Source organism: Halopseudomonas yangmingensis (assembly GCF_900114825.1).
Taxonomy (GTDB): domain Bacteria; phylum Pseudomonadota; class Gammaproteobacteria; order Pseudomonadales; family Pseudomonadaceae; genus Halopseudomonas; species Halopseudomonas yangmingensis.
Window position 1 is genome coordinate 70,502 of sequence record NZ_FOUI01000009.1, and the last position, 21,867, is coordinate 92,368.

23 protein-coding genes and 2 tRNA genes are annotated in these 21,867 nt (G+C 61.6%); 10 read left to right on the plus strand and 15 right to left on the minus strand.

Annotated elements, in window-relative coordinates; all coding sequences use genetic code 11:
• Positions 1-60 precede the first annotated feature (60 nt).
• Both BMZ23_RS09590 and BMZ23_RS09595 read left to right on the plus strand, forming a co-directional pair.
• Positions 61-136: transfer RNA gene (locus BMZ23_RS09590), tRNA-Glu, on the plus strand.
• Positions 137-152: 16 nt separating this feature from the next.
• Positions 153-228 (plus strand) — tRNA-Gly (locus tag BMZ23_RS09595).
• 112 nt (positions 229-340) lie between these two features.
• Here the strand turns inward: BMZ23_RS09595 and BMZ23_RS09600 are convergent.
• Positions 341-739 (minus strand): PA2817 family protein, encoded by a 399-nt coding sequence (locus tag BMZ23_RS09600; RefSeq protein WP_093476091.1) that lies wholly within the window; start codon positions 737-739, stop codon positions 341-343.
• An 80-nt stretch (positions 740-819) separates the two neighbouring features.
• Positions 820-3,285, minus strand: coding sequence for an acyl-CoA dehydrogenase (locus tag BMZ23_RS09605; RefSeq protein WP_093476254.1), 2,466 nt, complete (start codon positions 3,283-3,285; stop codon positions 820-822).
• Between the two features lie 215 nt (positions 3,286-3,500).
• On the opposite strand from BMZ23_RS09605, the gene BMZ23_RS09610 reads away from it, so the two are divergent.
• From BMZ23_RS09610 to queF, 3 genes are read left to right on the plus strand one after another with little or no spacing between them, the layout of a single operon-like run.
• Positions 3,501-4,436: an ABC transporter ATP-binding protein gene (locus BMZ23_RS09610; RefSeq protein ID WP_093476094.1), complete on the plus strand. Its 936-nt coding sequence runs from the start codon at positions 3,501-3,503 to the stop codon at positions 4,434-4,436.
• On the plus strand, positions 4,433-5,203 hold the full coding sequence (locus BMZ23_RS09615) for an ABC transporter permease (RefSeq protein ID WP_093476097.1): 771 nt from the start codon (positions 4,433-4,435) through the stop codon (positions 5,201-5,203). Before BMZ23_RS09610 ends, BMZ23_RS09615 begins: the two co-directional genes overlap by 4 nt.
• Before the next feature lie 45 nt (positions 5,204-5,248).
• Complete coding sequence (queF, locus tag BMZ23_RS09620; RefSeq protein WP_093476100.1) at positions 5,249-6,085, plus strand: NADPH-dependent 7-cyano-7-deazaguanine reductase QueF; 837 nt, start codon at positions 5,249-5,251, stop codon at positions 6,083-6,085.
• Positions 6,086-6,105: 20 nt separating this feature from the next.
• Here the strand turns inward: queF and BMZ23_RS09625 are convergent, their stop codons facing one another.
• From BMZ23_RS09625 to BMZ23_RS09635, 3 genes are all read right to left on the minus strand, one after another.
• The gene (locus BMZ23_RS09625) at positions 6,106-6,381 is read right to left on the minus strand and encodes a DUF4404 family protein (protein WP_093476103.1); all 276 of its coding nucleotides are present in this window, start codon (positions 6,379-6,381) and stop codon (positions 6,106-6,108) included.
• 74 nt (positions 6,382-6,455) lie between these two features.
• Positions 6,456-7,139 (minus strand): VOC family protein, encoded by a 684-nt coding sequence (locus tag BMZ23_RS09630; RefSeq protein WP_093476106.1) that lies wholly within the window; start codon positions 7,137-7,139, stop codon positions 6,456-6,458.
• Between the two features lie 93 nt (positions 7,140-7,232).
• Positions 7,233-7,703, minus strand: coding sequence for an anti-virulence regulator CigR family protein (locus BMZ23_RS09635; RefSeq protein WP_093476109.1), 471 nt, complete (start codon positions 7,701-7,703; stop codon positions 7,233-7,235).
• 340 nt (positions 7,704-8,043) lie between these two features.
• On the opposite strand from BMZ23_RS09635, the gene BMZ23_RS09640 reads away from it, so the two are divergent.
• The gene (locus BMZ23_RS09640) at positions 8,044-9,480 is read left to right on the plus strand and encodes an MFS transporter (RefSeq protein ID WP_093476112.1); all 1,437 of its coding nucleotides are present in this window, start codon (positions 8,044-8,046) and stop codon (positions 9,478-9,480) included.
• Positions 9,481-9,513: 33 nt separating this feature from the next.
• Here BMZ23_RS09640 and BMZ23_RS14975 read toward each other — a convergent pair whose 3' ends face one another.
• The 4 genes from BMZ23_RS14975 to msrB all read right to left on the minus strand — a co-directional run bounded on the left by BMZ23_RS14975 (position 9,514) and on the right by msrB (position 11,477).
• The gene (locus BMZ23_RS14975; protein WP_177197258.1) at positions 9,514-9,690 is read right to left on the minus strand and encodes a hypothetical protein; all 177 of its coding nucleotides are present in this window, start codon (positions 9,688-9,690) and stop codon (positions 9,514-9,516) included.
• A gap of 116 nt (positions 9,691-9,806) precedes the next feature.
• Positions 9,807-10,286, minus strand: coding sequence for an FKBP-type peptidyl-prolyl cis-trans isomerase (locus BMZ23_RS09645; RefSeq protein ID WP_093476115.1), 480 nt, complete (start codon positions 10,284-10,286; stop codon positions 9,807-9,809).
• A 64-nt stretch (positions 10,287-10,350) separates the two neighbouring features.
• Positions 10,351-10,953 carry a peptide-methionine (S)-S-oxide reductase MsrA gene (gene msrA / locus BMZ23_RS09650; protein ID WP_093476118.1) on the minus strand — a complete coding sequence of 201 codons (603 nt, stop codon included), beginning with the start codon at positions 10,951-10,953 and terminating at the stop codon, positions 10,351-10,353.
• A 2-nt stretch (positions 10,954-10,955) separates the two neighbouring features.
• Positions 10,956-11,477 (minus strand): peptide-methionine (R)-S-oxide reductase MsrB, encoded by a 522-nt coding sequence (msrB, locus tag BMZ23_RS09655; protein WP_093476121.1) that lies wholly within the window; start codon positions 11,475-11,477, stop codon positions 10,956-10,958.
• A 168-nt stretch (positions 11,478-11,645) separates the two neighbouring features.
• On the opposite strand from msrB, the gene BMZ23_RS09660 reads away from it, so the two are divergent.
• Positions 11,646-12,887, plus strand: coding sequence for a serine hydrolase domain-containing protein (locus BMZ23_RS09660; protein WP_093476124.1), 1,242 nt, complete (start codon positions 11,646-11,648; stop codon positions 12,885-12,887).
• Positions 12,888-12,958: 71 nt separating this feature from the next.
• Here BMZ23_RS09660 and BMZ23_RS09665 read toward each other — a convergent pair whose 3' ends face one another.
• Positions 12,959-14,083 (minus strand): ABC transporter ATP-binding protein, encoded by a 1,125-nt coding sequence (locus BMZ23_RS09665; protein WP_093476127.1) that lies wholly within the window; start codon positions 14,081-14,083, stop codon positions 12,959-12,961.
• Between the two features lie 23 nt (positions 14,084-14,106).
• Positions 14,107-15,012, minus strand: coding sequence for an ornithine carbamoyltransferase (gene argF / locus BMZ23_RS09670; protein ID WP_093476130.1), 906 nt, complete (start codon positions 15,010-15,012; stop codon positions 14,107-14,109).
• A gap of 279 nt (positions 15,013-15,291) precedes the next feature.
• Here argF and BMZ23_RS09675 point away from each other — a divergent pair, with 279 nt between their 5' ends.
• Entirely contained in the window at positions 15,292-17,373 is a 2,082-nt protein-coding gene (locus tag BMZ23_RS09675) for a molybdopterin oxidoreductase family protein (protein ID WP_093476133.1), read from the plus strand.
• Between the two features lie 103 nt (positions 17,374-17,476).
• Positions 17,477-17,794: a Grx4 family monothiol glutaredoxin gene (gene grxD / locus BMZ23_RS09680; protein WP_093476136.1), complete on the plus strand. Its 318-nt coding sequence runs from the start codon at positions 17,477-17,479 to the stop codon at positions 17,792-17,794.
• A 54-nt stretch (positions 17,795-17,848) separates the two neighbouring features.
• On the opposite strand, the gene BMZ23_RS09685 is transcribed toward grxD, so the two are convergent.
• From BMZ23_RS09685 to BMZ23_RS09695, 3 genes are read right to left on the minus strand one after another with little or no spacing between them, the layout of a single operon-like run.
• Positions 17,849-18,637 (minus strand): SDR family NAD(P)-dependent oxidoreductase, encoded by a 789-nt coding sequence (locus BMZ23_RS09685; protein WP_093476139.1) that lies wholly within the window; start codon positions 18,635-18,637, stop codon positions 17,849-17,851.
• Positions 18,638-18,656: 19 nt separating this feature from the next.
• Complete coding sequence (surE, locus tag BMZ23_RS09690) at positions 18,657-19,487, minus strand: 5'/3'-nucleotidase SurE (RefSeq protein ID WP_093476142.1); 831 nt, start codon at positions 19,485-19,487, stop codon at positions 18,657-18,659.
• A gap of 3 nt (positions 19,488-19,490) precedes the next feature.
• Entirely contained in the window at positions 19,491-20,549 is a 1,059-nt protein-coding gene (locus BMZ23_RS09695; protein WP_093476145.1) for a phosphotransferase, read from the minus strand.
• A 33-nt stretch (positions 20,550-20,582) separates the two neighbouring features.
• Here BMZ23_RS09695 and BMZ23_RS14820 point away from each other — a divergent pair, with 33 nt between their 5' ends.
• A complete protein-coding gene (locus tag BMZ23_RS14820; protein WP_143069583.1) occupies positions 20,583-20,789 on the plus strand; it encodes a hypothetical protein in 207 nt (68 codons plus the stop codon).
• Positions 20,790-20,807: 18 nt separating this feature from the next.
• On the opposite strand, the gene BMZ23_RS09700 is transcribed toward BMZ23_RS14820, so the two are convergent.
• Entirely contained in the window at positions 20,808-21,842 is a 1,035-nt protein-coding gene (locus BMZ23_RS09700) for an AraC family transcriptional regulator (protein WP_093476148.1), read from the minus strand.
• Between the last annotated feature and the right edge of the window lie 25 nt (positions 21,843-21,867).

Here is a 21,867-nt window from a genome sequence, read left to right on the forward strand (position 1 = left end):
TGCGCGCCACTTGCAGCGAACACGGCGACGTAGAGCGGCAAGCAGTGAAGCACGGATAGTGTCCCCTTCGTCTAGTGGCCTAGGACACCGCCCTTTCACGGCGGTAACAGGGGTTCGAGTCCCCTAGGGGACGCCACTTCGGCGTCATGTGTGCGGGAATAGCTCAGTTGGTAGAGCACGACCTTGCCAAGGTCGGGGTCGCGAGTTCGAGTCTCGTTTCCCGCTCCATATTCGAAAAGGCAGCCCTCGTGGCTGCCTTTTTTCGTTGTGCGATTTCCCTTGAATCTAATGCCCGAGCGGTGGCTGGCAGTCACCGCCCGGATGCTGCCTGCCGGTTGCTTTACTGCAGCCGCTGGTGCATGGCTGAGGCCCAGTCGAAGTGCTCGCCACGGGCCTCGACCAGCGCGCGCTGTTCGTCAAGGGCCTGGAAGCGGGCAATTTCCTCATCGGGCATGAAATGCAGGCAGTCGCCGCCAAAAAACCACAGCAGCTCGCGGGGGATCAGGTGGGCGATCTGCGGATAGCGGCTGATGATCTGGCAAAGAATTTCCTGCCCTTCGTACAGGCAGTCCCGCTGATTCAGGCGCAGCTCCTGCAGCAGCTCGGCAAAGCGCTCCATAAAAGGTTCGTGGCTTTCCTCGGGCAACTGGTCCATCAGCATGGCCTGCGCATGCAGGGTGTCGAACAGGCTTTCCAGCAGGGCCAGGTGGTAGGCGTGATAACTCGATTGGGCTGACATGGCGAGGCTCCGTGATTACGCAGGCGCGGCAGTCTAGCAGAAAGCAGGATGCCGGGGAGTCGTTACTCCCCGGTCATCAATCAGTTGGCCTTGCGTTTGCTGCTGCGTTTGCGGCCGCTGGCCGGCTGCATGTCCTCGGCAGCAAAATCATCCACCATGATCACCGCGCGCCGTGCCTCGCGGGTACGCTTGAGCAGTTCCGCTTCCTGTTCACTGAGTACGCCGGCTTCCACTGCCACCGCCAGTTCGTCAGCCTGGCTGTCATGCGCCAGCTCGCCGGTGGCACGGGCCTTGTTCAGTCGGTTTTCCAGCGGGTCGGCCTGCATCACCAGCTCCAGCGTGCTGTTCAGTAACCCGGTGACGTCGTCCGGGTCCTGGCTGCGGTAACAGCCATCCAGCAGCCGGTCGCGCGCTGCTCCCGGGGTCATCAGGCGTCTGGCAACCTCGGCGCAGGTGCGGTCCGATGGCGGACGCAGGTGCCTACCCAGCGGGAAGATAAGTGGGCGCAGGGCAATGCCGATGCGTCGGTCGGGGAAGTTCAGCAGTATCTCGTGCATGGCTTGCTGAATGCGTACCAGCAGGTCGTCCATGCCCCAGCGCAGGAAGGGCAGGTCCTCGTCGGGGCAGCCATGATCCTGATAGTACTTGAGCGTGGCGCTGCCCAGGTACAGGTGGCTGAGGATGTCGCCGAGGCGCGCTGACAGCCGCTCGCGGCGCTTAAGTTCGCCGCCGAGCATCAGCATGCACAGGTCAGAGAGGGTGGCAAAGGCCGCCGACAGGCGGGTCAGTTGCTGGTAGTAGCGGCGGGTTTCGGCATTGCCAGGGGTTTTCAGCAGGCGCGCATCGGTCAGGCCAAGCAGCAGGCTGCCGGCGGCATTGCCCAGCGAGTAGCCGATATGCTCGAACAGCAACTGGTCGAACTGTTCGATGGCCTTGGCGCTGTCGCTTTCGCGGGTCAGCTGCATTTCCCTGAGCAGGTAAGGGTGGCAGCGGATGGCGCCCTGACCGAAGATCATCATGCTGCGCGTGAGAATGTTGGCGCCTTCCACGGTGATCGAGATCGGCGCGGCCTGATAAGCGCGGCCCAGGTAGTTCTTCGGGCCCAGGCAGATGCCTTTGCCGCCATGGATATCCATGGCATCGTTGATGCACTGGCGCATGCGCTCGGTCAGGTGGTATTTGACCACCGCCGACAGCACCGCCGGTTTCTCGCCCAGATCCACTGCGCCGGCGGTCATGCTGCGTGCCGCATTCATCACATAGGTATTGCCGCCAATGCGCGCCAGTGCCTCCTGGATGCCCTCGAACTCGCCAATCGGCAAGTTGAACTGGCGGCGGATACGCGCATAGGCGCCGCTGGTCATGCTGGCCATCTTGGCGCCACCGGTGCTGCCGGCCGGCAGTGAGATCGAGCGGCCCACCGACAGGCAGTTCATCAGCATCTTCCAGCCCTGGCCGAGCATGGCTTGACCGCCAATCAACCAGTCCAGCGGAATGAATACGTCCTTGCCGCTGTTCGGGCCGTTCATAAAGGCCGCATTAAGCGGGAAGTGCCGGCGACCGATCTCGACACCGGGGGTGTCGGTGGGGATCAGCGCCAGGCTGATGCCCAGGTCTTCCTGTTCGCCCAGCAGGTGGTCGGGGTCATAGGCCTTGAAGGCCAGTCCCAGCAGGGTGGCGACCGGGCCAAGGGTGATATAGCGTTTTTCCCAGTTCAGGCGCAGACCAATGACTTCCTCGCCCTGCCACTGACCCTTGCAGACGATGCCGGTATCCGGCATGGCACCGGCGTCGGAGCCGGCATCGGGGGAGGTCAGGGCAAAACAGGGAATCTCTTCGCCGCTGGCCAGGCGCGGCAGGTAATGCTGCTTCTGTTGTTCGGTACCGTAATGCAGCAGCAGTTCGGCCGGGCCCAGCGAGTTGGGCACCATCACCGTGGAGCCGAGATCGCCGCTGCGGCTCGACAGTTTCATTGCGATCTGTGAGTGGGCATAGGCGGAGAAGCCCTTGCCGCCGTACTCCCTGGGGATGATCAGGCCAAAGAAGCCGTTGCTGCGGATGAACTGCCAGAGTTCTTCGGGCAGGTCTTGTTGTTCGGTGGTGATTTGCCACTCGTTGGCCATACGGCACAAGTCTTCCACCGGGCCATCGAGGAAGGCTTTTTCCTCGTCGCTCAGCTGAGGCTTGGGAAAAGCGTGCAGGCGGTGCCAGTCGGGGTTGCCACTGAACAGCTCGCCATCCCACCAGACAGTGCCAGCGTCAAGGGCTTCCTGTTCGGTGCGGGATATTTCCGGGAGGGTCTTGCGAAACCAGTTGAACAGCGGGGTGCTGATGCTGGTGCGGCGCCACTGGGTCAGATTGAGCGGGATGGCAATGCCGAGAAACAGCGCCCAAAGCAGCAGGGTGGGAAACCAGTGCAGACTGCCGAACAGGGTCATGATCAGCAGGAATCCGCCCGTGGCAATGCTGCCATTAAGCAGGCCGCTGCGGCGCCAGGCCAGTGCCGCGATGCACAGCAGCAAGCCGATCAGCCATAGCAGGGTCAGCATGAAAAGCTCCTTTGTGGTTCTGGTCAGGAGCCCAGCATAGCTGCTTTGTCAGGTTGGGGGAAACCGCCGGTCAGAAACGCTGTCTGCATGAGCAATAGGCTGCTTGGCACCTTGGTGGCTATGTTGTTCGGGGATTATCAGGGTTGCGGACTTGATATCCCCGCGCAAACCCCCATCATGTCTGACCCGTTCCGCCAGATTCAGGACCACCCATGACAGCGGCGATCAGTATTCGCGGATTGCAGAAGACCTATCCCAACGGCCTGCAGGCACTCAAGGGGATCGACCTTGAGGTGGCGGCCGGTGATTTCTTTGCCCTGCTGGGCCCGAATGGCGCCGGTAAGTCGACCACCATTGGCATCCTCTCCTCGCTGGTCAACAAGAGTGCTGGTGAGGTGCGCATCTTCGGGCATGATATTGACCGCGAGCTGATGGCGGCCAAGCGCTGCATCGGCGTGGTGCCCCAGGAGTTCAACTTCAGCCAGTTTGAAAAGGTCATGGATATTCTGGTGACCCAGGCTGGCTTCTACGGTATCGGCCCGGCGCTGGCGCGTGAGCGCGCCGAACATTACCTGCGCCGCCTCGGGCTGTGGGACAAGCGTAATGAGCCCTCGCGTATGCTCAGTGGCGGCATGAAACGTCGGTTGATGATTGCCCGGGCACTGATTCACCAGCCACGTCTGCTGATTCTGGATGAGCCGACCGCCGGCGTGGATATCGAGATCCGCCGCTCGATGTGGCAGTTCCTCGAGGAGATCAACGCCCAGGGCGTGACCATAGTGCTGACCACCCACTATCTGGAGGAGGCCGAGCAACTGTGTCGCAACATCGCCATTATCGATCGCGGGCGGATCATCGAGGACACCAGCATGCGCGAGTTGCTCAAGCAGTTGCACAGTGAAACCTTCCTGCTGGATTGCCGGCAGACCCTGGAGCAGGCGCCGCAACTGCCGGGCTATGCCTGCCGACTGCAGGATGCCCATACGCTGGAGGTTGAGGTGGACAAGCAGCAGGGCATGAATGCGCTGTTCGCCGCGCTCACGGCGGCCGGCATCGAGGTGCTGAGCCTGCGTAACAAGAGCAATCGTTTGGAAGAATTGTTTATGCGTCTGGTCGATGCGTCTGCCAGTCAGGAGGTGTCGGCATGAGTAATCCGACGCTGGTTGCCTTTACCACCATTGTGGTCAAGGAAATTCGTCGTTTTACCCGCATCTGGCCGCAGACACTGCTGCCGCCGGCGATCACCATGGCACTGTATTTTGTGATTTTCGGCAACCTGATCGGCAGCCGCATTGGTGAGATGGGTGGCTTCAGCTATATCGATTACATAGTGCCTGGGCTGATCATGATGTCGGTGATCACCAACAGCTATTCCAATGTGGTGTCGAGTTTCTTCAGCACCAAGTTCCAGCGCTCGATCGAGGAGCTGATGGTGGCGCCGGTGTCACCCCATGTGATTCTGCTCGGCTATGTGTTTGGCGGGGTGGCGCGGGGGCTGATGGTGGGGCTGATCGTGACCCTCTGCTCGCTGTTCTTTACCCGCTTGCAGGTGATGCATATCGGCCTGACGGTGACTGTGGTGTTCCTCACCGCGCTGGTGTTTTCCCTCGGCGGCTTTATCAATGCGCTGTTTGCCCGCAGCTTTGACGATATCTCGATCATCCCGACCTTTGTGCTGACGCCGCTGACCTACCTGGGCGGGGTGTTCTACTCGATCAGCCTGCTGCCGCCGTTCTGGCAGGCGGTGTCGATGGTCAATCCGATACTGCATATGGTGAATGCCTTCCGTTACGGCATTCTTGGGGTATCCGATATCGGTATCTGGGTGGCCCTGCTGATGCTGGTGCTGGTGGCGCTGGCGCTCTATGTGTTCAGCTATCGCCTGCTGATGCGCGGCACCGGCCTGCGCATGTAAGCCGGTCAAGGCGGTCCGGGACCACAATGTTATGGGAGTTTATGCATGAATTCGCATCCGGCCGAGCAGTCACCGCTGGGCAAGAGTACGGCCTATGTCAGTCACTACAGCCCGCAATTGCTGTTCCCGATTGCCCGCGATGCCAAGTGGCAGGAGCTGGGCCTGCGTGGCGACAGCCTGCCATTTGTTGGTGAGGATATCTGGAACTGCTGTGAGCTGTCCTGGCTGGAGTCAGGTGGCAAGCCCCGGGTGATGGCTGCCGAGTTCCGCTTTGCTGCCAGCTCGCCGGCGATCATCGAGTCCAAGTCGTTCAAGCTGTACCTGAACTCGTTCAACCAGAGCCGCTTTGACAGTGTCGAGGCGGTGCAGCAGGTATTGCAGCAGGATTTGTCGGCGGCCTGTGGGGCGCCGGTGCAGGTGTTGCTGCAGGACCTGCATGGCCTGCGTGAGGCCGGTCTGGCCGAGTTGCAGGGGAAGTCGCTGGATGATCTCGACGTTCAGGTCGACCAGTACCACTACAACCCGGCACTGCTGGCACTGGTCGAGCCGGCCGTGCGCGTGGAACAGACCTGGGTGACCGATCTGTTCAAGTCCAATTGCCCGGTCACCGGCCAGCCGGACTGGGCCAGTCTGCAGATCAGCTATGCCGGGCCGCAGCTGGATGAAAAGGCGTTGCTGCGTTACCTGCTGTCATTCCGCGAACATGCGGACTTCCATGAGCAGTGTGTCGAGCGGATTTTCTGTGACCTGCGCGGCATACTCGGCGACGACTGCCGGTTGCTGGTGAGTGCGCGCTATCTGCGCCGTGGCGGGCTGGATATCAATCCCTGGCGCAGTTGCGGCATGCCGGCGCCGGGTAATCTGCGGCTGGCCCGGCAGTGAACGCCGGGCCGCGCTGATACTCAGATACCCATGTCCGAGAGTGTCTGCATCACGCTGCGCAGGGTGCCGGCCAGGGTCGGGTGACGTGCTTCAAACTCCTCGGCCATCAGATTTACCCCGTCAACCAGGGTCGGTTCGCTGTCGGCCTCGGCGTTGGCCAGCGCCAGCAGACGTACCTCAAGACTGGCGGTCAGCTGTTCCAGCTGTTCTCGTTCCTCCGGATTCAGCGGTCCCTGTTCTTCGGCCAGCGCCTGTTGCAGGGCCTGGATATGCGCTTTGAGACGATCGGCGGCCATGTGGCTCTCCTTGTTGGATCAGGTCATGCCTTAACTATACCTGCTTGCCAAAGGCCTGGGCAGTGCTGCGACCTTCAATGCACACCAGGTTCGCGACCCGTCAGCGAAGCGCGCTCCGACAGCTCAACCCAGGTGCCTTCGGGGGCGATGACGAAAGCAATCCGCGCGGTACTGCCGAGGGTCACAGGGTCACGGGCACTGCGTGCCCCGGCGGCGATGGCGGCCTGCCAGGCGGCGTCACAATCCTCCACTTGCAGGGTGAGGTAGCGTAACCCCAGGGCGGGCAATGTATTGTCGTTGGCGCCAGCGGACTGCCCGCCAGGCTGCAACTGCAACTGACTGTTACCGCAGGCCAACAGGTTTTCCGCCAGCCGCTGCAGCCCGAGTACATGATGGTAGAAACTGGCGCTGGCTTTCAGGTCCGGCGTGGCAATGCGTATGCCCAGGGTCGGTGTGTCGCTCGGGTGAATTTCAATCAGGTTGCCGTCCGGATCATGCAGCAGGCGTTCGCCACTGAGGCCCGGTAGACCAAGAATTACAGCCTGCAGATTGTTGCTGCCAGGGTGCGGGAGAGGGTCGCGGGCGGCGTTGAGCTTGAGAATCGCCTCGCCGACCGCATGTCGATGTTGCAACAGGCCGCCGCCCAGTTTCAGGGTATGGTCAAAGGGCAGGCCGACGGTCTGTTGCCAGAAATCCAGCTGCGCCGCCGGTTGGTTGCTGAACAAGCCGATATCAAAACTCTTCTTGGCAAACTGCATGACGGGCTCCGCGCTGATCGGTTTCGGCAATCCTCGGTCGGAAAAGCACAGGGAGCCAGCATCAATCATGCCGGTGATTAAGTGGCATCGGCATCAGTCGTAGATGTTTTCCAGAATGGCTTCGACCACGCCGGTGGTGACGCCGACCAGAATGGCGTCACGCCCGACCTGTCGCCAGTCGTAATCAGGATAGCGTGGCAACTGGCCGAGCAGGCGATTGTCGAACTGCTTGGCAATGCCGGGGGGAAGCGGCTTGCCACGTGCCAGATTCTTGCGAATACCCGGCGGCAGCGCGTCCGGTGCAGGGCCCAACAGGTGCCGTTGTTCGCGGAAGATATTTCGGATGATACGTTCATCCAGATCCAGTGATTCATTTCGCTGCTTGCTCTGGGTGCCGTAGTTAGAGCGTTCGCCGCGGGTTTCACGACTCTTTTGCTGGATCTGCTCGGCCTTGGCGGCGTTACCCTTGGCTGCTGCGGCATGCGCGGGTGGTTGTGCCTGGCTGTGGCCGGCTGCCAGCAGCAGAGCGGCAAGGCCTCCACTCAGCAATATCTTGATTTTCATGCTGGTCCCATCCTGTCTGGTTGCTATAAAGCTTGGGCCGCTTTTGCTGGGCAGAGTTCCGGTTACACGTAAAAACAATCAGCGTTATGAATGGTCAGGGCGAGTGACGGTTGATTGCGCCTGCAAACGCCGGAATCAAAGGACTGTAGCCTTCTCATCAGGGAAACAGGGAAGCAGCCGGTTATGAATACTGTTGATTCCTGCTTTAAGACACTTGTAGGCATTGGGTCGTCCTGCTAAGAATCACTCAGGATGTCGCCATCGAACGACACCGGACGAGACGCACAAGCACAATAACGCAGGCCCTGCTGGAGTCTGCACGTTTCACGCGGAGAGCAGCATGAGTCAGTCAGGCGATCTGAAACGCTCCACCATTCTTATTCATGGCTCAATCGGCATGCCGCTGGCGGTGATCGGCTATCCATTGGTGGTCTATTTGCCGCCGTTCTACGCCCAGGAAGTCGGGCTGAATATCGCCCTCATGGGGTTGGTGCTGGTGTTGGCGCGGCTGACCGATGTGATCACTGACCCGCTGATAGGCACCCTGAGTGATCGCTGGCGTACCCGTTTCGGGCGGCGCAAACCCTGGCTGATGATGGGTATGCCATTGATGCTGTTGGGCACCGTGATGATTTTCATGCCGCCTGAGGGCGTCGGAATCGGTCATCTGCTGTTATGGACAATCCTCATGTATCTGGGCTGGACCATGGTGACACTGCCTTACAGTGCCTGGGGAGCGGAGCTTTCCGGGGCTTATCACCAACGTAGCCGGGTTACTGCTGCGCGCGAGGGTTACATTCTTGTTGGTCTGTTTTTGGCGGCCTTGGCGCCGGCCATTGTGCAGCGACTGGGCAAGCGCTTTCAGGAGGGTGATACGGACGGCGCTGTCATGCAGTTTGCCGTCTGGCTGCTGGGAAGTGATGGCCAATTGGGCACTGGTTATGGTCCGATTCTGGCGGGGATGGCCTGGATGCTGTTGATTCTGTTGCCGCTGACGGTGTTTTTGGTTGTCGGTGCGGTCAAGGAGCCGCCGCCGCGTTCGGTTCAGCGCACCGACTGGCGAAAGGGACTGCGAGTCCTGAAGAACAACGGTCCGTTCAAGCGCATGATGCTGATTTTGTTGATTGTTGTTACAGGTGAGTCCTTTCGCAATGCGCTGTCGGTGTTCTTCATGCAGCATGTAATCCAGATTCAGGCGCAGATTGGTTTGATGTATCTGTTGTATTTCGGCGTGGGTATTCTGGGCATACCCTTCTGGCTGATTGCCGGCAAACGTATCGGCAAGCACAAGGCGTTTTGTTTGGCGGTGGCTGTATCCAGTGTCAGTATCATTGGTATGTTCTTTCTGCAGGCTGGCCAGTTACTGCCCTTTGCCATCATGTTTGCGCTCAAGGGGTTCTGTTTTGCGGCCTTCCAGTTTCTGCCGTTGTCGATGCTGGCAGATATCGTTGACCTGGATACCGCACGCAGCAAGGAACACCGGACCGGGCTCTTCTTCGCCATGTCGGGCATGGCGCACAAGCTGGCCATGGCGCTCGGACTGGGTTTGTCTCTGGGTTTGCTGGCGCTGGTCGGATTTGATGCCAAGGCAGTAGAGCACACCGGCAGCCAATTGATGGCGCTGAGGGTGTTGTACATCATCGGCCCGGTATTGCTCTATATGACAGCTTTTGCGATTGCCTGGAAGTATCCGCTGACGTCAGAGCGCCAGGAGCGGATTCATCAATGGGTGTTGCGTCGCAATCGTCGTATGCAGCTGGAACCGCAGCAGCCCTAGCCGGGCTGGAGGGGCGCTGCCGTGGTGGGCGCTTTAGCGTGCGCCGCGGGTCGGGCGGGGAGCGGGCCAGGTCTGACCGCTGACGCCATTGGGGATTTTCTGGATTTCACCGCCAGAGGCCAGGAAGGAGTCGATCTGCTGGGTAATGGCGTTGCTGCTGGTGACGGCGGCATCGGCCTTGCGTTTGGCGGGACTGGTACGCGTGCTCATGACGGCTCTCCTTATAGGGGGAACCGGACACCATACAGGTTATTGCCGGTGACGGCAAACCGGCACCGATGATTGCGAGGCAGGAAAAGCCGGCAGCAAGCGCTGCCGGACAGTTTTCAGTGCTGGTGACCACCCACGCCGTGGGCATGCCCGTGGGCGATTTCTTCCTCGCTGGCTTCACGTACATCCATGACTTCTATATCGAAGGTCAGGGTCTTGCCAGCCAGCGGGTGGTTGGTGTCGATATCGGCCATTTTCAGGCCGACCTTGCTGACGGTAACCTGGATTGCGCCCTTTTCGGTTTCGACCACGGCAGTCATGCCCGGCTTCCACTTGCGGGCACCCTGCAGGTGCTTGACCGGAACCCGCTGGATAGCGTTCTCGCGGCGCACGCCGTAGGCCTGCTCGGGGCTCAGGGTGATGCTGAAATTGTCACCGGCCTGATGGCCTTCGAGGGCGTTGGTCAGGCCGTCGATCAACCCGGGGTGACCGTGCAGGTAAAGTACCGGCTGGTGTTCGCGGGAATTCTCGATCTGACCCTGCTCGTCCGACAGGCAATAGTGAAACTGGACGACGGTATTCTTGCTGATCTGCATGCCTGGCTCCGCTACGGCAGTTGAACAGCGGCGATTATCCGGTTTGTCGCCGCTGTTGCCAAGATCAGTTGCCCCAGAGTTCCTGAAGGCGTGTATCGCGGCCGCAGCGGCTGCGGTAGAACTTGTAGCGGATCGGATTTTTCAGGTAGTAGTCCTGATGGTAGTCCTCGGCCGGATAGAAGGCGGTTTGCGGCAGGACCTCGGTAACTATCGGCTGGGTAAAGCGTCCGGAGTCGGTCAGTGCCTGGCGGGATGCTTCGATCAGCTGGCGCTGTTGTTCGTTGTTATAAAACAGCGCGCTACGGTATTGCGGGCCGTTGTCGCAGAACTGGGCATTCGGGGTGATCGGGTCGATGGTTGGCCAGAAGGCTTCCAGCAGTCTGGCGTAGCTGGTCTGCTGCGGATCGAAAAACACAGCGACGGCTTCGATATGTGCGGTGACACCGGAAGATACCTGTGGGTAGGTGGCGGTCTCCGGCGTTCCGCCAATGTAGCCGGATACCGTGTGTACTACGCCCGACATGGCGTCAAAGTCGGACTCGGTACACCAGAAACAGCCGCCGGCAAACACGGCCATTTCGGTGCCGGGCGGACCTTGCTCCAAAGGCGTGGCAGCCTGTGCCTGAATGCCGGTAAGCAACAACAGTGCAGCTAGCATCTTTCGCATGCTTATCCCCTCAACGCCGGCAGGTTTTCTGTGGCCGGCACAAAACGCAAGGCCACTCCGTTATTGCACCAGCGCTGCCCAGTTGGCTGCGGTCCGTCGTTGAACACATGGCCCTGGTGCCCACCACAACGGATGCAGTGGTATTCGGTGCGCGGCCAGACCAGCTTGAAGTCACGCTTGGTGCCCATGCTGCCGGGGATCGCCTGGGTGAAGCTGGGCCAGCCGGTACCGCTGTCGTATTTGTCTTCGCTGCGAAACAGTGGCAAATGGCAGGCGGCACAGACATAGGTGCCGTCTTCATACAGCTTGTCCAGAGGGCTGCTGCCAGCGCGTTCGGTGGCTTCCTCGAACAACACACGCCAGGCTTCGGGGGATACCTTGTCGCGCCAGTAATCATGCGGGTGATCCAGCGGGGTGAAGTCGGTCACGGTCTTGTGCTCCACAGTTGAGGCCAGTAGCTGGCGTCCGAGCAGGGGCAGGCTGGCCGCTGCGATCAGGGTTGTCAGCAGGTGCCGTCGGTGCATGGTGCTCTCCAGTTATACATAACATGTACACAATGGATTTTTTCTGTATCTTTTGCAAGCATCGCCAGCGCGTTCGGGTGATTGACCTGTGGTCTTGATTTGCTTTGTGTTGCCGGAATCCGTCCGGAATATTATGGTGTTTCACTCGAAAACAATAAGGAAACTGTCATGTCGAAGCGCTTTTCACGCCATCTGTATCCGCTCTGGCTGGCCGCCGGTTGCCTGTGCGCAAGCCTGCTGGCACAGGCGGATACCTCGCCGCAGGCCATTGCTGCCGAACGCTTCCGGTTGCTAGAGCAAGCCCTTCAGGCGGAGGTGGATCAGGGTCGTCTGGCGGGTATCAGCGTGCTGGTTGAGCAGGACGGCAAGCTGCTACACCGCAGTCGCCATGGCTATCAGGATATCGCCGGCGAGGTGCCGCTGGCCGATGACAGCTTGTATAAGATCTTTTCGCTGACCAAGCCGGTAACCAGTGTTGCCATGTTGATGCTGCAGGAACAGGGCAAGCTGTCACTGGATGATCCGCTCGCCAAATACCTGCCAGAGTTTGAAGGCCTGCAGGTGGCAGTGGCTGATGGTGCAGATGGCGTGCCGCAAACCGCAGCACCTCGCCATCCGCCGACACTGAGAGAGTTGATGAACCAGACGGCAGGGTTTAGCTATGGGGTATTCACCCAGTCCCAGGTCGATGCCTTATACCTGAGAGCCGACCTGTTCAACCCGCAGCAGACTCTTGAGGAGTTGGTCGGCAAGCTGTCCAGACTGCCGCTTCTCTATGAGCCGGGTACCGTGTGGAATTACAGTCTGTCGGTGGATATCCAGGCGCGGGTGGTCGAGGTGGTCAGTGGTCTGCCCTACGATGAATTCCTCGCCCGCAATATCTTCCAGCCTCTGGGCATGCAGGATACCGGCTACTACGTCAGCGCCGCGCAGGCGCCACGCCTGGCGGTTTCCTACAAGCCCGGTGAGAACGGCCTGGAGCCGCAGGACAACACCAGGTATCTGACCAAGCCGACGCTGATCCAGGGTGGCAGCGGACTGATTTCCAGCATGGATGACTACCTGCGCTTCGCCCGTATGCTGCTCAACGGCGGCGAACTGGACGGTGTGCGTATCCTCTCGGCAGAGTCAGTGGCGGAAATGGCCCGCGATCAGTTGCCTGAGGGTGTGGCCGGTCCATCCTGGGTGCAGGGCAACCGGTTCGGCCTGAATGTGGCGGTTGTCGAAGACAGTGTCAAGGCCGGACATCTGCCGGTGGGCACCTACTGGTGGTGGGGTATTCAGGGGCCGTGGATGTGGGTTGACCCGGCCAACAAGCGCATTGTGCTGGGCATGCTGCAGAACACCGACTATCGCCATTCGCGCAAGGTGCACGGCACTATCAGCCATATCCTGTTTGGCGGGCAGTAACGCCTGCCGCAGCGTTCACCGGTGGGATAGTGCGCACGGGTGAATGCTGCATCGGGGAAGCAGACGCCCGATCACTCGTCCTGTGCGGCGGGTTCGGTATCCAGCACCTGCTCCAGCGGCAGCTGCGCATGTACGTTGACGCTGCCCTGGGCTGAGAACACCACCAGATGGTCCGCGGCGGTACGGATGCCCAACTGTTCTCCCACCGGGTGGTCATCGTGACTAGGCAGTATGGTCTCCAGCACGCTGCCGGTGGGCAGTTGCAGGCGGTACAGGGTGGTGGCACCAAGGAAGGTCTTGCCGATGATGCGTGCCCGCAGGCTGCTGTTGTCCTGGGCGACGATGTCGTCCGGGCGCAGCAGCACATCCACTGCACTGCCGGCGGGTAACTGGTAGGCGCGGTTGCCGCGGATTACGCCGAGTTCGGTCTGCACGGTATCCGGCGTCAGCAGCTGGCCGCGAATAAAGTAGCCCTGACCGATAAAGCTGGCAACAAAGGGGGTGGCCGGTTCGTGGTAGAGGTTGTACGGCGTGTCCCACTGCTGCAGTCGGCCTTCCTTGAGTACCCCGACGTGGTCGCACACGGCAAAGGCCTCGCTCTGGTCGTGGGTTACCAGCATCGCACTGATCTTGCGCGCCTTGAGGATCTCGCGCACCTCGGCGGACAGGCGCCGACGCAGTTCGCCATCCAGGTTGGAAAACGGCTCATCCAGCAGCAGCAGCTTGGGGTCGGGTGCCAGCGCGCGGGCCAGCGCTACGCGCTGCTGCTGGCCGCCGGACAGCTCGTGGGGGTAGCGCTTGCCCAGATGCCCCAGTTTCACCAGATCCAGTAGCTCCGCCACGATGCGTTTTCGCTCAGGATGGCGGTTGATGCCGAAGCCGACGTTGTCCTGCACGGTCAGGTGCGGGAACAGCGCGTAGTCCTGGAACACCATGCCGATCTGCCGCTGCTCGGGCGGCAGGCGTTTGTCGGCACTGCTGATGCGCTGCCCGGCCAGGCGTATTTCACCGCCAGTAATCGGCTCGAAGCCGGCAATTGCGCGCAGCGTGGTGGTCTTGCCGCAGCCGGAGGGGCCAAGCAGGCAGCCGATATCGCCGGCACGCAGGTGGATGTTCAGCTGGCTGACTACCGGGTGACCCTGGTAGCCGCAGGACAACTGATTGAGTTCCAGTACTATGCCGTTGCTATCGCTCATGTATGCCTCAGGGGTGGAGCCGCTCATTCAACCAGTAAAAACTCCAGCAGCGCCTTTTGCGCATGCAGGCGGTTTTCCGCCTGATCGAATACCACACTGCGCGGATCATCCAGCAGGTCGTGGCTGACTTCCTCGCCACGGTGCGCCGGCAGGCAATGCATGAACAGCACATCGTCAGCGGCGTGATCGAGCAGGGCGGGGCTGACCTGATAAGGGCGGAAACGCGCCATGCGTGCATCGGCCTCATCTTCCTGGCCCATGGAGGCCCATACATCAGTATTCACCATGTGCGCACCGGCAACTGCTTCGCGCGGGTCGCGCACGATGGTCACGCGATCGCCTGCGGCTTCAACAAAGCGCGCATCCGGTTCGTAGCCTTGCGGACAGGCCACGCGTAACTGGAAATCAAACTGCGTGGCGGCCTGCACAAAGGTATTGCACATATTGTTGCCGTCGCCGATCCAGACCACTGTCTTGCCCTGGATGGAGCCGCGGTGTTCAAGAAAGGTCTGCATGTCAGCCAGCAGCTGACAGGGGTGCAGATCGTCACTCAGACCATTGATGACAGGTACCGCAGAATACTCGGCGAAGGTCTCCAGAGTCTGGTGGGCAAAGGTGCGGATCATGATTGCATCGCACATCGAAGACAGTACCCGGGCGCTGTCCTCGATCGGCTCGCCCCGGCCAAGCTGGGTGTCGCGCGGGGACAGAAAGATCGACTGGCCGCCGAGCTGGATCATGCCGGCTTCGAAGGAGACCCGGGTGCGTGTCGAGGCTTTCTCGAAAATCATCGCCAGAACCCGGTTTTTCAGCGGCTCGTAGATCATGCCTTGCTTGTGCAGTTTCTTCAGCTCGCTGGCGCGCTTGATCAGGCTGTTGAGCTCGGCCGGGGTGCAGTCGGTCAGGGACAGAAAGTGGCGTACGGTCATGGTGTGCAACTACCCGTTGTCTGCGCTGGAGCGGCTGCCTGAGGCAACAGGTCCACCCTCCGGCCCGTTTTTGGCCGGGGAGGTTGCGCGCTGGAAAAGGGCTGATCTTATCGGCAAAGCCGAGTTGATGGCAAATCGGCCCTGGTTGGCACTGGTTGGCGTATTCATTGGTTGAATGCGCTGGCATTTACAGCGCCTGACCTTTTGCCGGAAGCTGGAAGCCATGCGCAGACTGCGTTTTACTCTGCGAAACAGTTAACAACAACAAGCGGAACGCCCATGTCCAGTGTCCATTACCGTGCCTGCAATCTCTGCGAGGCTATTTGTGGTCTGCGTATCGAACACGATAACGGTCGCATACTGTCGATCCGTGGCGATCGTGATGATCCCTTCAGTCGCGGGCATATCTGCCCCAAGGCGGTAGCCCTGCAGGACCTGCAGAATGACCCGGACCGCCTGCGCCAGCCGCTGCGCCGGGTAGGGGGTCGCTGGCAGCCAATCGCCTGGGATGATGCCTTCGAACTGGCGGCGGAGCGTTTGCATGCCATTCAGCAGGCCCACGGGCGTAATGCGGTGGCGGTGTATATGGGCAATCCGAATGTGCACAACTATGGCTCGATGACCCACGGCAACTATTTCCTCGGGCAGTTGCGTACCCGGCAGCGCTATTCGGCGACTTCGGTGGACCAGTTGCCGCATCATCTGGTGTCGTTATGGCTGTATGGCAACAAGATGCTGATTCCGATTCCGGATATCGATCACACCGACTTCTTCCTTTTGCTTGGCGGCAACCCGCTGGCGTCCAATGGCAGCATCATGACAGTGCCGGATGTCGAGCGCCGCTTGAAGGATTTGCAGGCGCGCGGCGGCAGCCTGGTGGTGGTCGATCCGCGCCGCAGCGAAACCGCCGCCATCGCCAGTCAGCACCTGTCGGTACGCCCCGGCAGCGATGCGGCGTTGCTGGCGGCAATGCTCAATACCCTGTTTGCCGAAGCACTGGTGAAACCCTCGCCGATACAGGCGCTGGCCGATGGCCTGACCGAGGTCGAGCAGGCCATGGCGCCCTTTACTCCGGAGCGGGTGGCCGACTGGTGCGGTATTCCGGCGCCGGCGATCCGCGACCTGACCCGGCGCTTTGCCGCCGCTCAGCGGGCGGTCTGCCATGGCCGCATGGGCGTTTCGGTGCAGCGTTACGGCACCCTCTGTCAGTGGCTGATCCAGCTACTCAACCTGCTCACCGGCAATCTCGACCGCGAGGGCGGTGCGCTTTGCACCGAGCCGGCCTTTTCCGTTACCAACCCGGACAAGCCCGGTCATTTCGCTGCCTGGCACAGCCGTGTCTCCGGGTTGCCGGAGTTCAATGGCGAACTGCCGGTGGCGGCGCTGGCCGAGGAAATCCTTACCCCCGGCGACGGGCAAATCCGTGCGCTGGTCACCTCGGCGGGCAACCCGGTGCTGTCGACGCCGAACGGTCGTCAGCTGGATCGTGCACTGGGCAGTCTGGAGTTCATGCTGAGCGTGGACTTCTATCTGAACGAGACGACCCGGCATGCCGACCTGATTCTGCCGCCGACCACCACCCTGGAGCACGACCACTACGACATCACCTTCAACAGCTTTGCCGTGCGCAACGTGACCCGCTTCAATCAGCCGATGTTGCCCAAACCCGAAGGGGCGCTGCACGACTGGGAGATTTTTGTTGGCCTGGGGCAGGCCTGGGCGCGCCGCTGCGGTGAGCAGCCGCGTGCGGTGCAGGCGCCGGCGCAGCTGATTGCCGCCGGTCTGGCCAAGGGGCCCTGGCGTGAGCAGATCAGTCTTGAGCGACTGCTGGATGCGCCGCATGGTATTGACCTCGGCCCGTTGCGGCCGAGTCTGGCTGGCCGCCTGCAAACCGCCGATGGGCGCATTGCCTGCGCCCAGCCGCTGATGCTGGAGGAGCTGCAGCGTCTGCGTGGCGAACTCAGCCTGCCGCTGGAGGACGAGCTGCTGCTGATCGGCCGGCGGCATGTGCGCAGCAACAATTCCTGGATGCACAACAGCCACCGGCTGATCAAGGGCAAGCCGCGTGACCAGTTGCTGATGCACCCGCAGGATCTGGCCGAGCGCGGCCTGCAGGATGGCCAACAGGTTGAGCTGGCCTCGCGCGTCGGTTGCGTGCGGGTGCAGGTGCAGGCCAGCGACGAGATGCGCCCCGGCGTGGTCAGCCTGCCACATGGCTGGGGGCATGACCGTGCCGGCGTGCAGCTGGGCGTGGCCACCGGGCATCCGGGGGTGAGTGCCAATGATCTGACCGACGAGCAGTGGCTCGACCCGGTCACCGGCAATGCGGCGTTGAACGGGGTGCCGGTGCGCATCCTCTGAGGCAATTCCCCACGCCCCGTACGGATGAATCGGCGGGGCGCTTTGCGTTACACTGCGCGGGTTTTGGGGCTGCGGCCCCGTTCAGTCAGCTATGAGGAGCACCATGGATACCATCGACGTCATCAAAGAGCAGATCGCCAACAATCCGGTCCTGATTTACATGAAGGGTGCGCCGAATGCTCCCCAGTGCGGCTTTTCCGCCCGCGCCGTGCAGGCGCTGATGGCCTGCGGCGAGAAGTTTGCCTATGTCGATATCCTGCAGAACCCGGATATCCGTGCCACCCTGCCGCAATACGCCAACTGGCCGACCTTTCCGCAGCTGTGGGTTGGCGGTGAGCTGGTCGGTGGCAGCGATATCATTCTGGAGCTGCACGAGTCCGGTGAGTTGCAGAAGATGATTGCGGCGGCTGCGGTCAAGTAACCCGCGCGGTTGTGTGAAAAACAATGCCCCGGTCAGCGCCGGGGCATTGTCGTTTCAGACCTTCATGCCGGGCAGGTTCAGCGAGGCGGTGTTGCCGCCGTCCACTGCCAGCGCCTGGCCGGTGATATAGCTGGCATCGTCGCTGGCGAGAAAGGCAATGGCAGCGGCGATTTCCTCGGGGCGACCAAAGCGGCGCAGTTCACAGCGGGCACCCAGCTTGGCTTCCTTGTTGTTGGCGCGGGCATAGTCGAATACCGGCTTGGTCATGCCGGTTTCCACCAGACCGGGGCACACCGCGTTGACGCGGATGTTCAGGCCGCCCAGATCACAGGCGCTGGTCATGGTGAAGTTGATCACCCCGGCCTTCGAGGCGCTGTAGGCATTGCCGCCGGCGCCGGAGCGAATGCCGGCCACCGAGGCGGTGTTGACGATGGCGCCGCCGCCTTGTTTTTCCATTTGCCGCGAGGCGTATTTGCTGAACAGCATCACGCCATACAGGTTGACGCCGATAATTTTCTGCCAGGTTTCCAGGCTCTGGTCCTGTACCGTGCTGTAGTCGCCACCGGCGATCCCGGCATTGTTGCACAGCACGTCCAGTTGGCCGAAGGCGGCAATGGTCTGCTCGACACAGTCCTGCACGGCGGCCTCGTCGGCCACGTCCACCAGCATGCTCCTGGCGTCGCTGCCGGCGGGCAGTTGTTCCAGGGTCTGGCGCAGGCCGTCCTCGTTACGATCGACCAGCATCAGGCGCGCGCCCTCTGCGGCCAGACGTACGGCGGTGGCACGCCCAATACCGCTACCGGCTCCGGTGATCAGGGCGACTTTGTTGATGAAACGTTGCATGCGGTTTCTCCGTTAGTGTTCAGTGATCCAGGCTCAGCGCGCCGTCTGCGGCGTCCTCGTCCTGTGGCTGGATGCCGAGGGCCTCTGCCAGTTGGTTGCCATCCAGTTGCCAGTTGGCGATCTCCCGCTCGAAGCGCAGCGGCGAGATGCTGATGCGTCCGGCACGCAGGGCGCCAACGTCGGTATCCAGACCACTGATGCGCTCGGCCTGGCGCTGGAAGCCGAGCCAGTAGTAGGGCACGTCGCGGGTGTCGCGGCGGCTTTCGATGTTGATTCCGGCGATGCTGCCGGCACGGGCGCGACACAGCGCGACGCCGGTGACCTGATCAGCAGGACGGGCCGGGAAGTTGATGTTCATCGCGCAGTCGGTGGGCCAGCCCTTGGCGAGCAACTGGCGAACGATCTCTGCACCGTAGCGGCGGGAGGTGTCCCAGTGGACCTCGCTACCCTTGTGGTAGGCCTGCGACAGGGCAATCGCCGGGATATTCAGCAGGGTGGCGGTGAGGGCGCCGCCGATGGTGCCCGAGTAGGCCACCGAGTCGCTGATGTTGGCGCCGCAGTTGACCCCGGACAGCACCAGATCCGGTGGTTCCGGCATCAGCTCGCTGACACCGAGCATCACACAGTCGCTGGGGGTGCCGCTGACACTGAAACGCTGCGGGTCGAAGGTATGCACGCGCAGCGGCTGGTGCAGCGAAATCGACATGGAAACGCCGCTCTGGTCGAGATCCGGGGAGATCACCCAGACCTCTTCGGCGATTTCCCGGGCGATTTCCTCGAGTACCCCGAGACCTGGCCCGCGCCAGCCGTCATCGTTGGTCAGCAGTACGCGCTTGACGGGTTTGCTCATAAGTCAGGACTCCTGGTTACCCTGGGCGATTTCCCAGCCGCGCTGGGCCAGCAGGCCGGCGCGCTGGCCGACTTCGAGGGCGTCAGCGTTACTGGCGTTACCCTGCAGGGCACGGTGATAGACGCCCTGCAGAATGGCGGCCAGGCGGAACAGCGAGAAGGCCAGGAAGAAGTTCCAGTCGGGAATGCTGTCACGACCGGTGAATTCGCAGTACCAGTCCAGCAGTTGCTGCTCCTCGGGAATCTGCAGCCCCTTGAGGTCGGCACCCTGCATGCCCTTGACGCCATTCACGCCAGCCGGCAGGTGATAGGGCAGGCAGCAGTAGGCCAGATCCGACAGCGGATGGCCGAGGGTTGCCAGTTCCCAGTCGAGAATCGCCACCACGCGCGGTTCGCTGGGGTGCAGGATCAGGTTGCCGATACGGAAGTCGCCGTGGGCGATGGTGGTGAAGTCCTCGCTCGGTGCATTGGCCGGCAGCCAGGCCATCAGCGCATCCATGGCCGGCATGTCGCCGGTGCGGCTGGCCTCGAACTGGCCACTCCAGCGCTTGATCTGGCGCTGCACATAACCTTCCGGTTTGCCATAGCCCTCCAGACCAATGGCCTTCCAGTTGGCATTGTGCAGTTTGGCCATGGTTTCGATCATCGAGCGATAGATCGGGGTACGCTGGGCCGGGTCCACGTCAGTCAGCAGCGGCTGGGTGTGCACGCGGCCTTCGACGTGGTCCATGATGTAGAAGTTGGTGCCGATGATTTCCGGGTCCTCGCACAGCAGGCGCGCCTTGGGTACCGGGACGCCGGTACCGTCGAGGGCGTTGATCACCTGATATTCGCGTTCGACCATGTGCGCCGACGGCAACAGTTTCCCCGGCGGCTTCTTGCGCAGTACATAGCGCTTCTCGCCGATCTGCAGCAGGAAGGTGGGGTTTGACTGGCCACCCTGGAACTGTTTGATCTGCAGGCCCTGCTCGACATCGGGCAGGCGGCCCTTGAGCCAGTCGGCCAGTTTTTGCTGGTCAAAGCGGTGGGCGGGCAATACGTCAATCAGCGTGGCTTCGCTCATCGGATCAATCCTGTTCAGTAAAAATGTGACCGCATGGTACCGGCGCGCCGGTTGGCTTGTCATGCCCGGCTCCCGGGCAACATCGAATTGTCACATGCCAGCGGCATGCTTGGCGGAAACATAAGGCAGGCGAATGATTGCGGATGGAGGCAGGCGATGCTGGATTGGCTTGAGGAGTTGCTGGAGGAACGCGAGCTAGAGCTGGATGAGGCGCTGGTGGAGGATGCCGAGGAGATGTAGGGCGAGTATGGAGCCTGTTCAGCTTTTCTGAATATTCCCCAGCAGATCAGTCCGGCGCTGCTTGCGATAGCTTCCCGGTGGTTCTCCGGTCCAGCGGCGGAAGGCGCGCTGGAAGGCTTCGGGTGAGGAAAAGCCGAGCAGGAAGGCGACTTCGCCCAGCGCCAGTTCGGTGTCGCGCACATAGCTCAGTGCCAGTTCACGGCGAGTGTCGTCGATGATGTCCTGAAAGCGCGTGTGATCCTCACGCTGCAGTCGTCGGCGCAGGGTCCAGGCTGGCAGGCCGAGTTGGCGCGCGGTTTCCTCCAGACTTGGCAGGCGGCTGTGCAGGCGCGGCGAGACGATTTCCTCGACCCGTTCGCGCAGGCGCTTGTGGCGGGTCAGCTCATCCAGTTGTTCGGCGCACAGGCGCAGCAGCTCGGCGTGCGTGGCTGGCGCGCTGCCCGGCAGCGGCTGTTGCAGGCTGGCGCTGTCCCAAATCAGCTGATTGTGCGGCTGCTCGAACAGCACCGGGCAGTTGAACAACTGCTCGTGGCGTTCGGCATAGTCCGGCGCCGGAAATTCGATATGCACCTCGCGCAGGCGTGCCTGCCCACCGCTCAGTTGCCAGCCAAGATATGCCCGTGAGGCGAGTGCCGAGTCGACCACAAACAGGTTGAAAGCGTTGTACGGGCTGATGGAATAGAAGCGCAGGGCCGGGGCGTCGAAGCTGGAGTGACCGCGGTAGTTCTGGCTGGTCAGGCGCTCAAAGCGCACCAGTGCGGAAAAGGCGTCGTGCAGGGTGGCGGCGCAGGCGGCGGCCATGCCCGGCAGGCCGAAATGCTGAGGCAGGCTGTGGCTACCCATTAGCAGGCCAAGGCCGGGACGGCCGCTGAGACGGATAGCGGCATGTCCCAGACGCATAAAGCGCGGAATGCTGATGCGCGCATTGGCGCTGCCAAGCAACCGCTGGTCGATGCGGTAGCGCTGCAGCAGCGGGTCTGGGTCATGGCCCAGACTGCGCAATGCCGTTTGCAGGCTGTACAGGTAGCCAACTGACAGGTCGCCAAGTTTCATCCGCTGTTCTCTGCAGGGTCTGCCA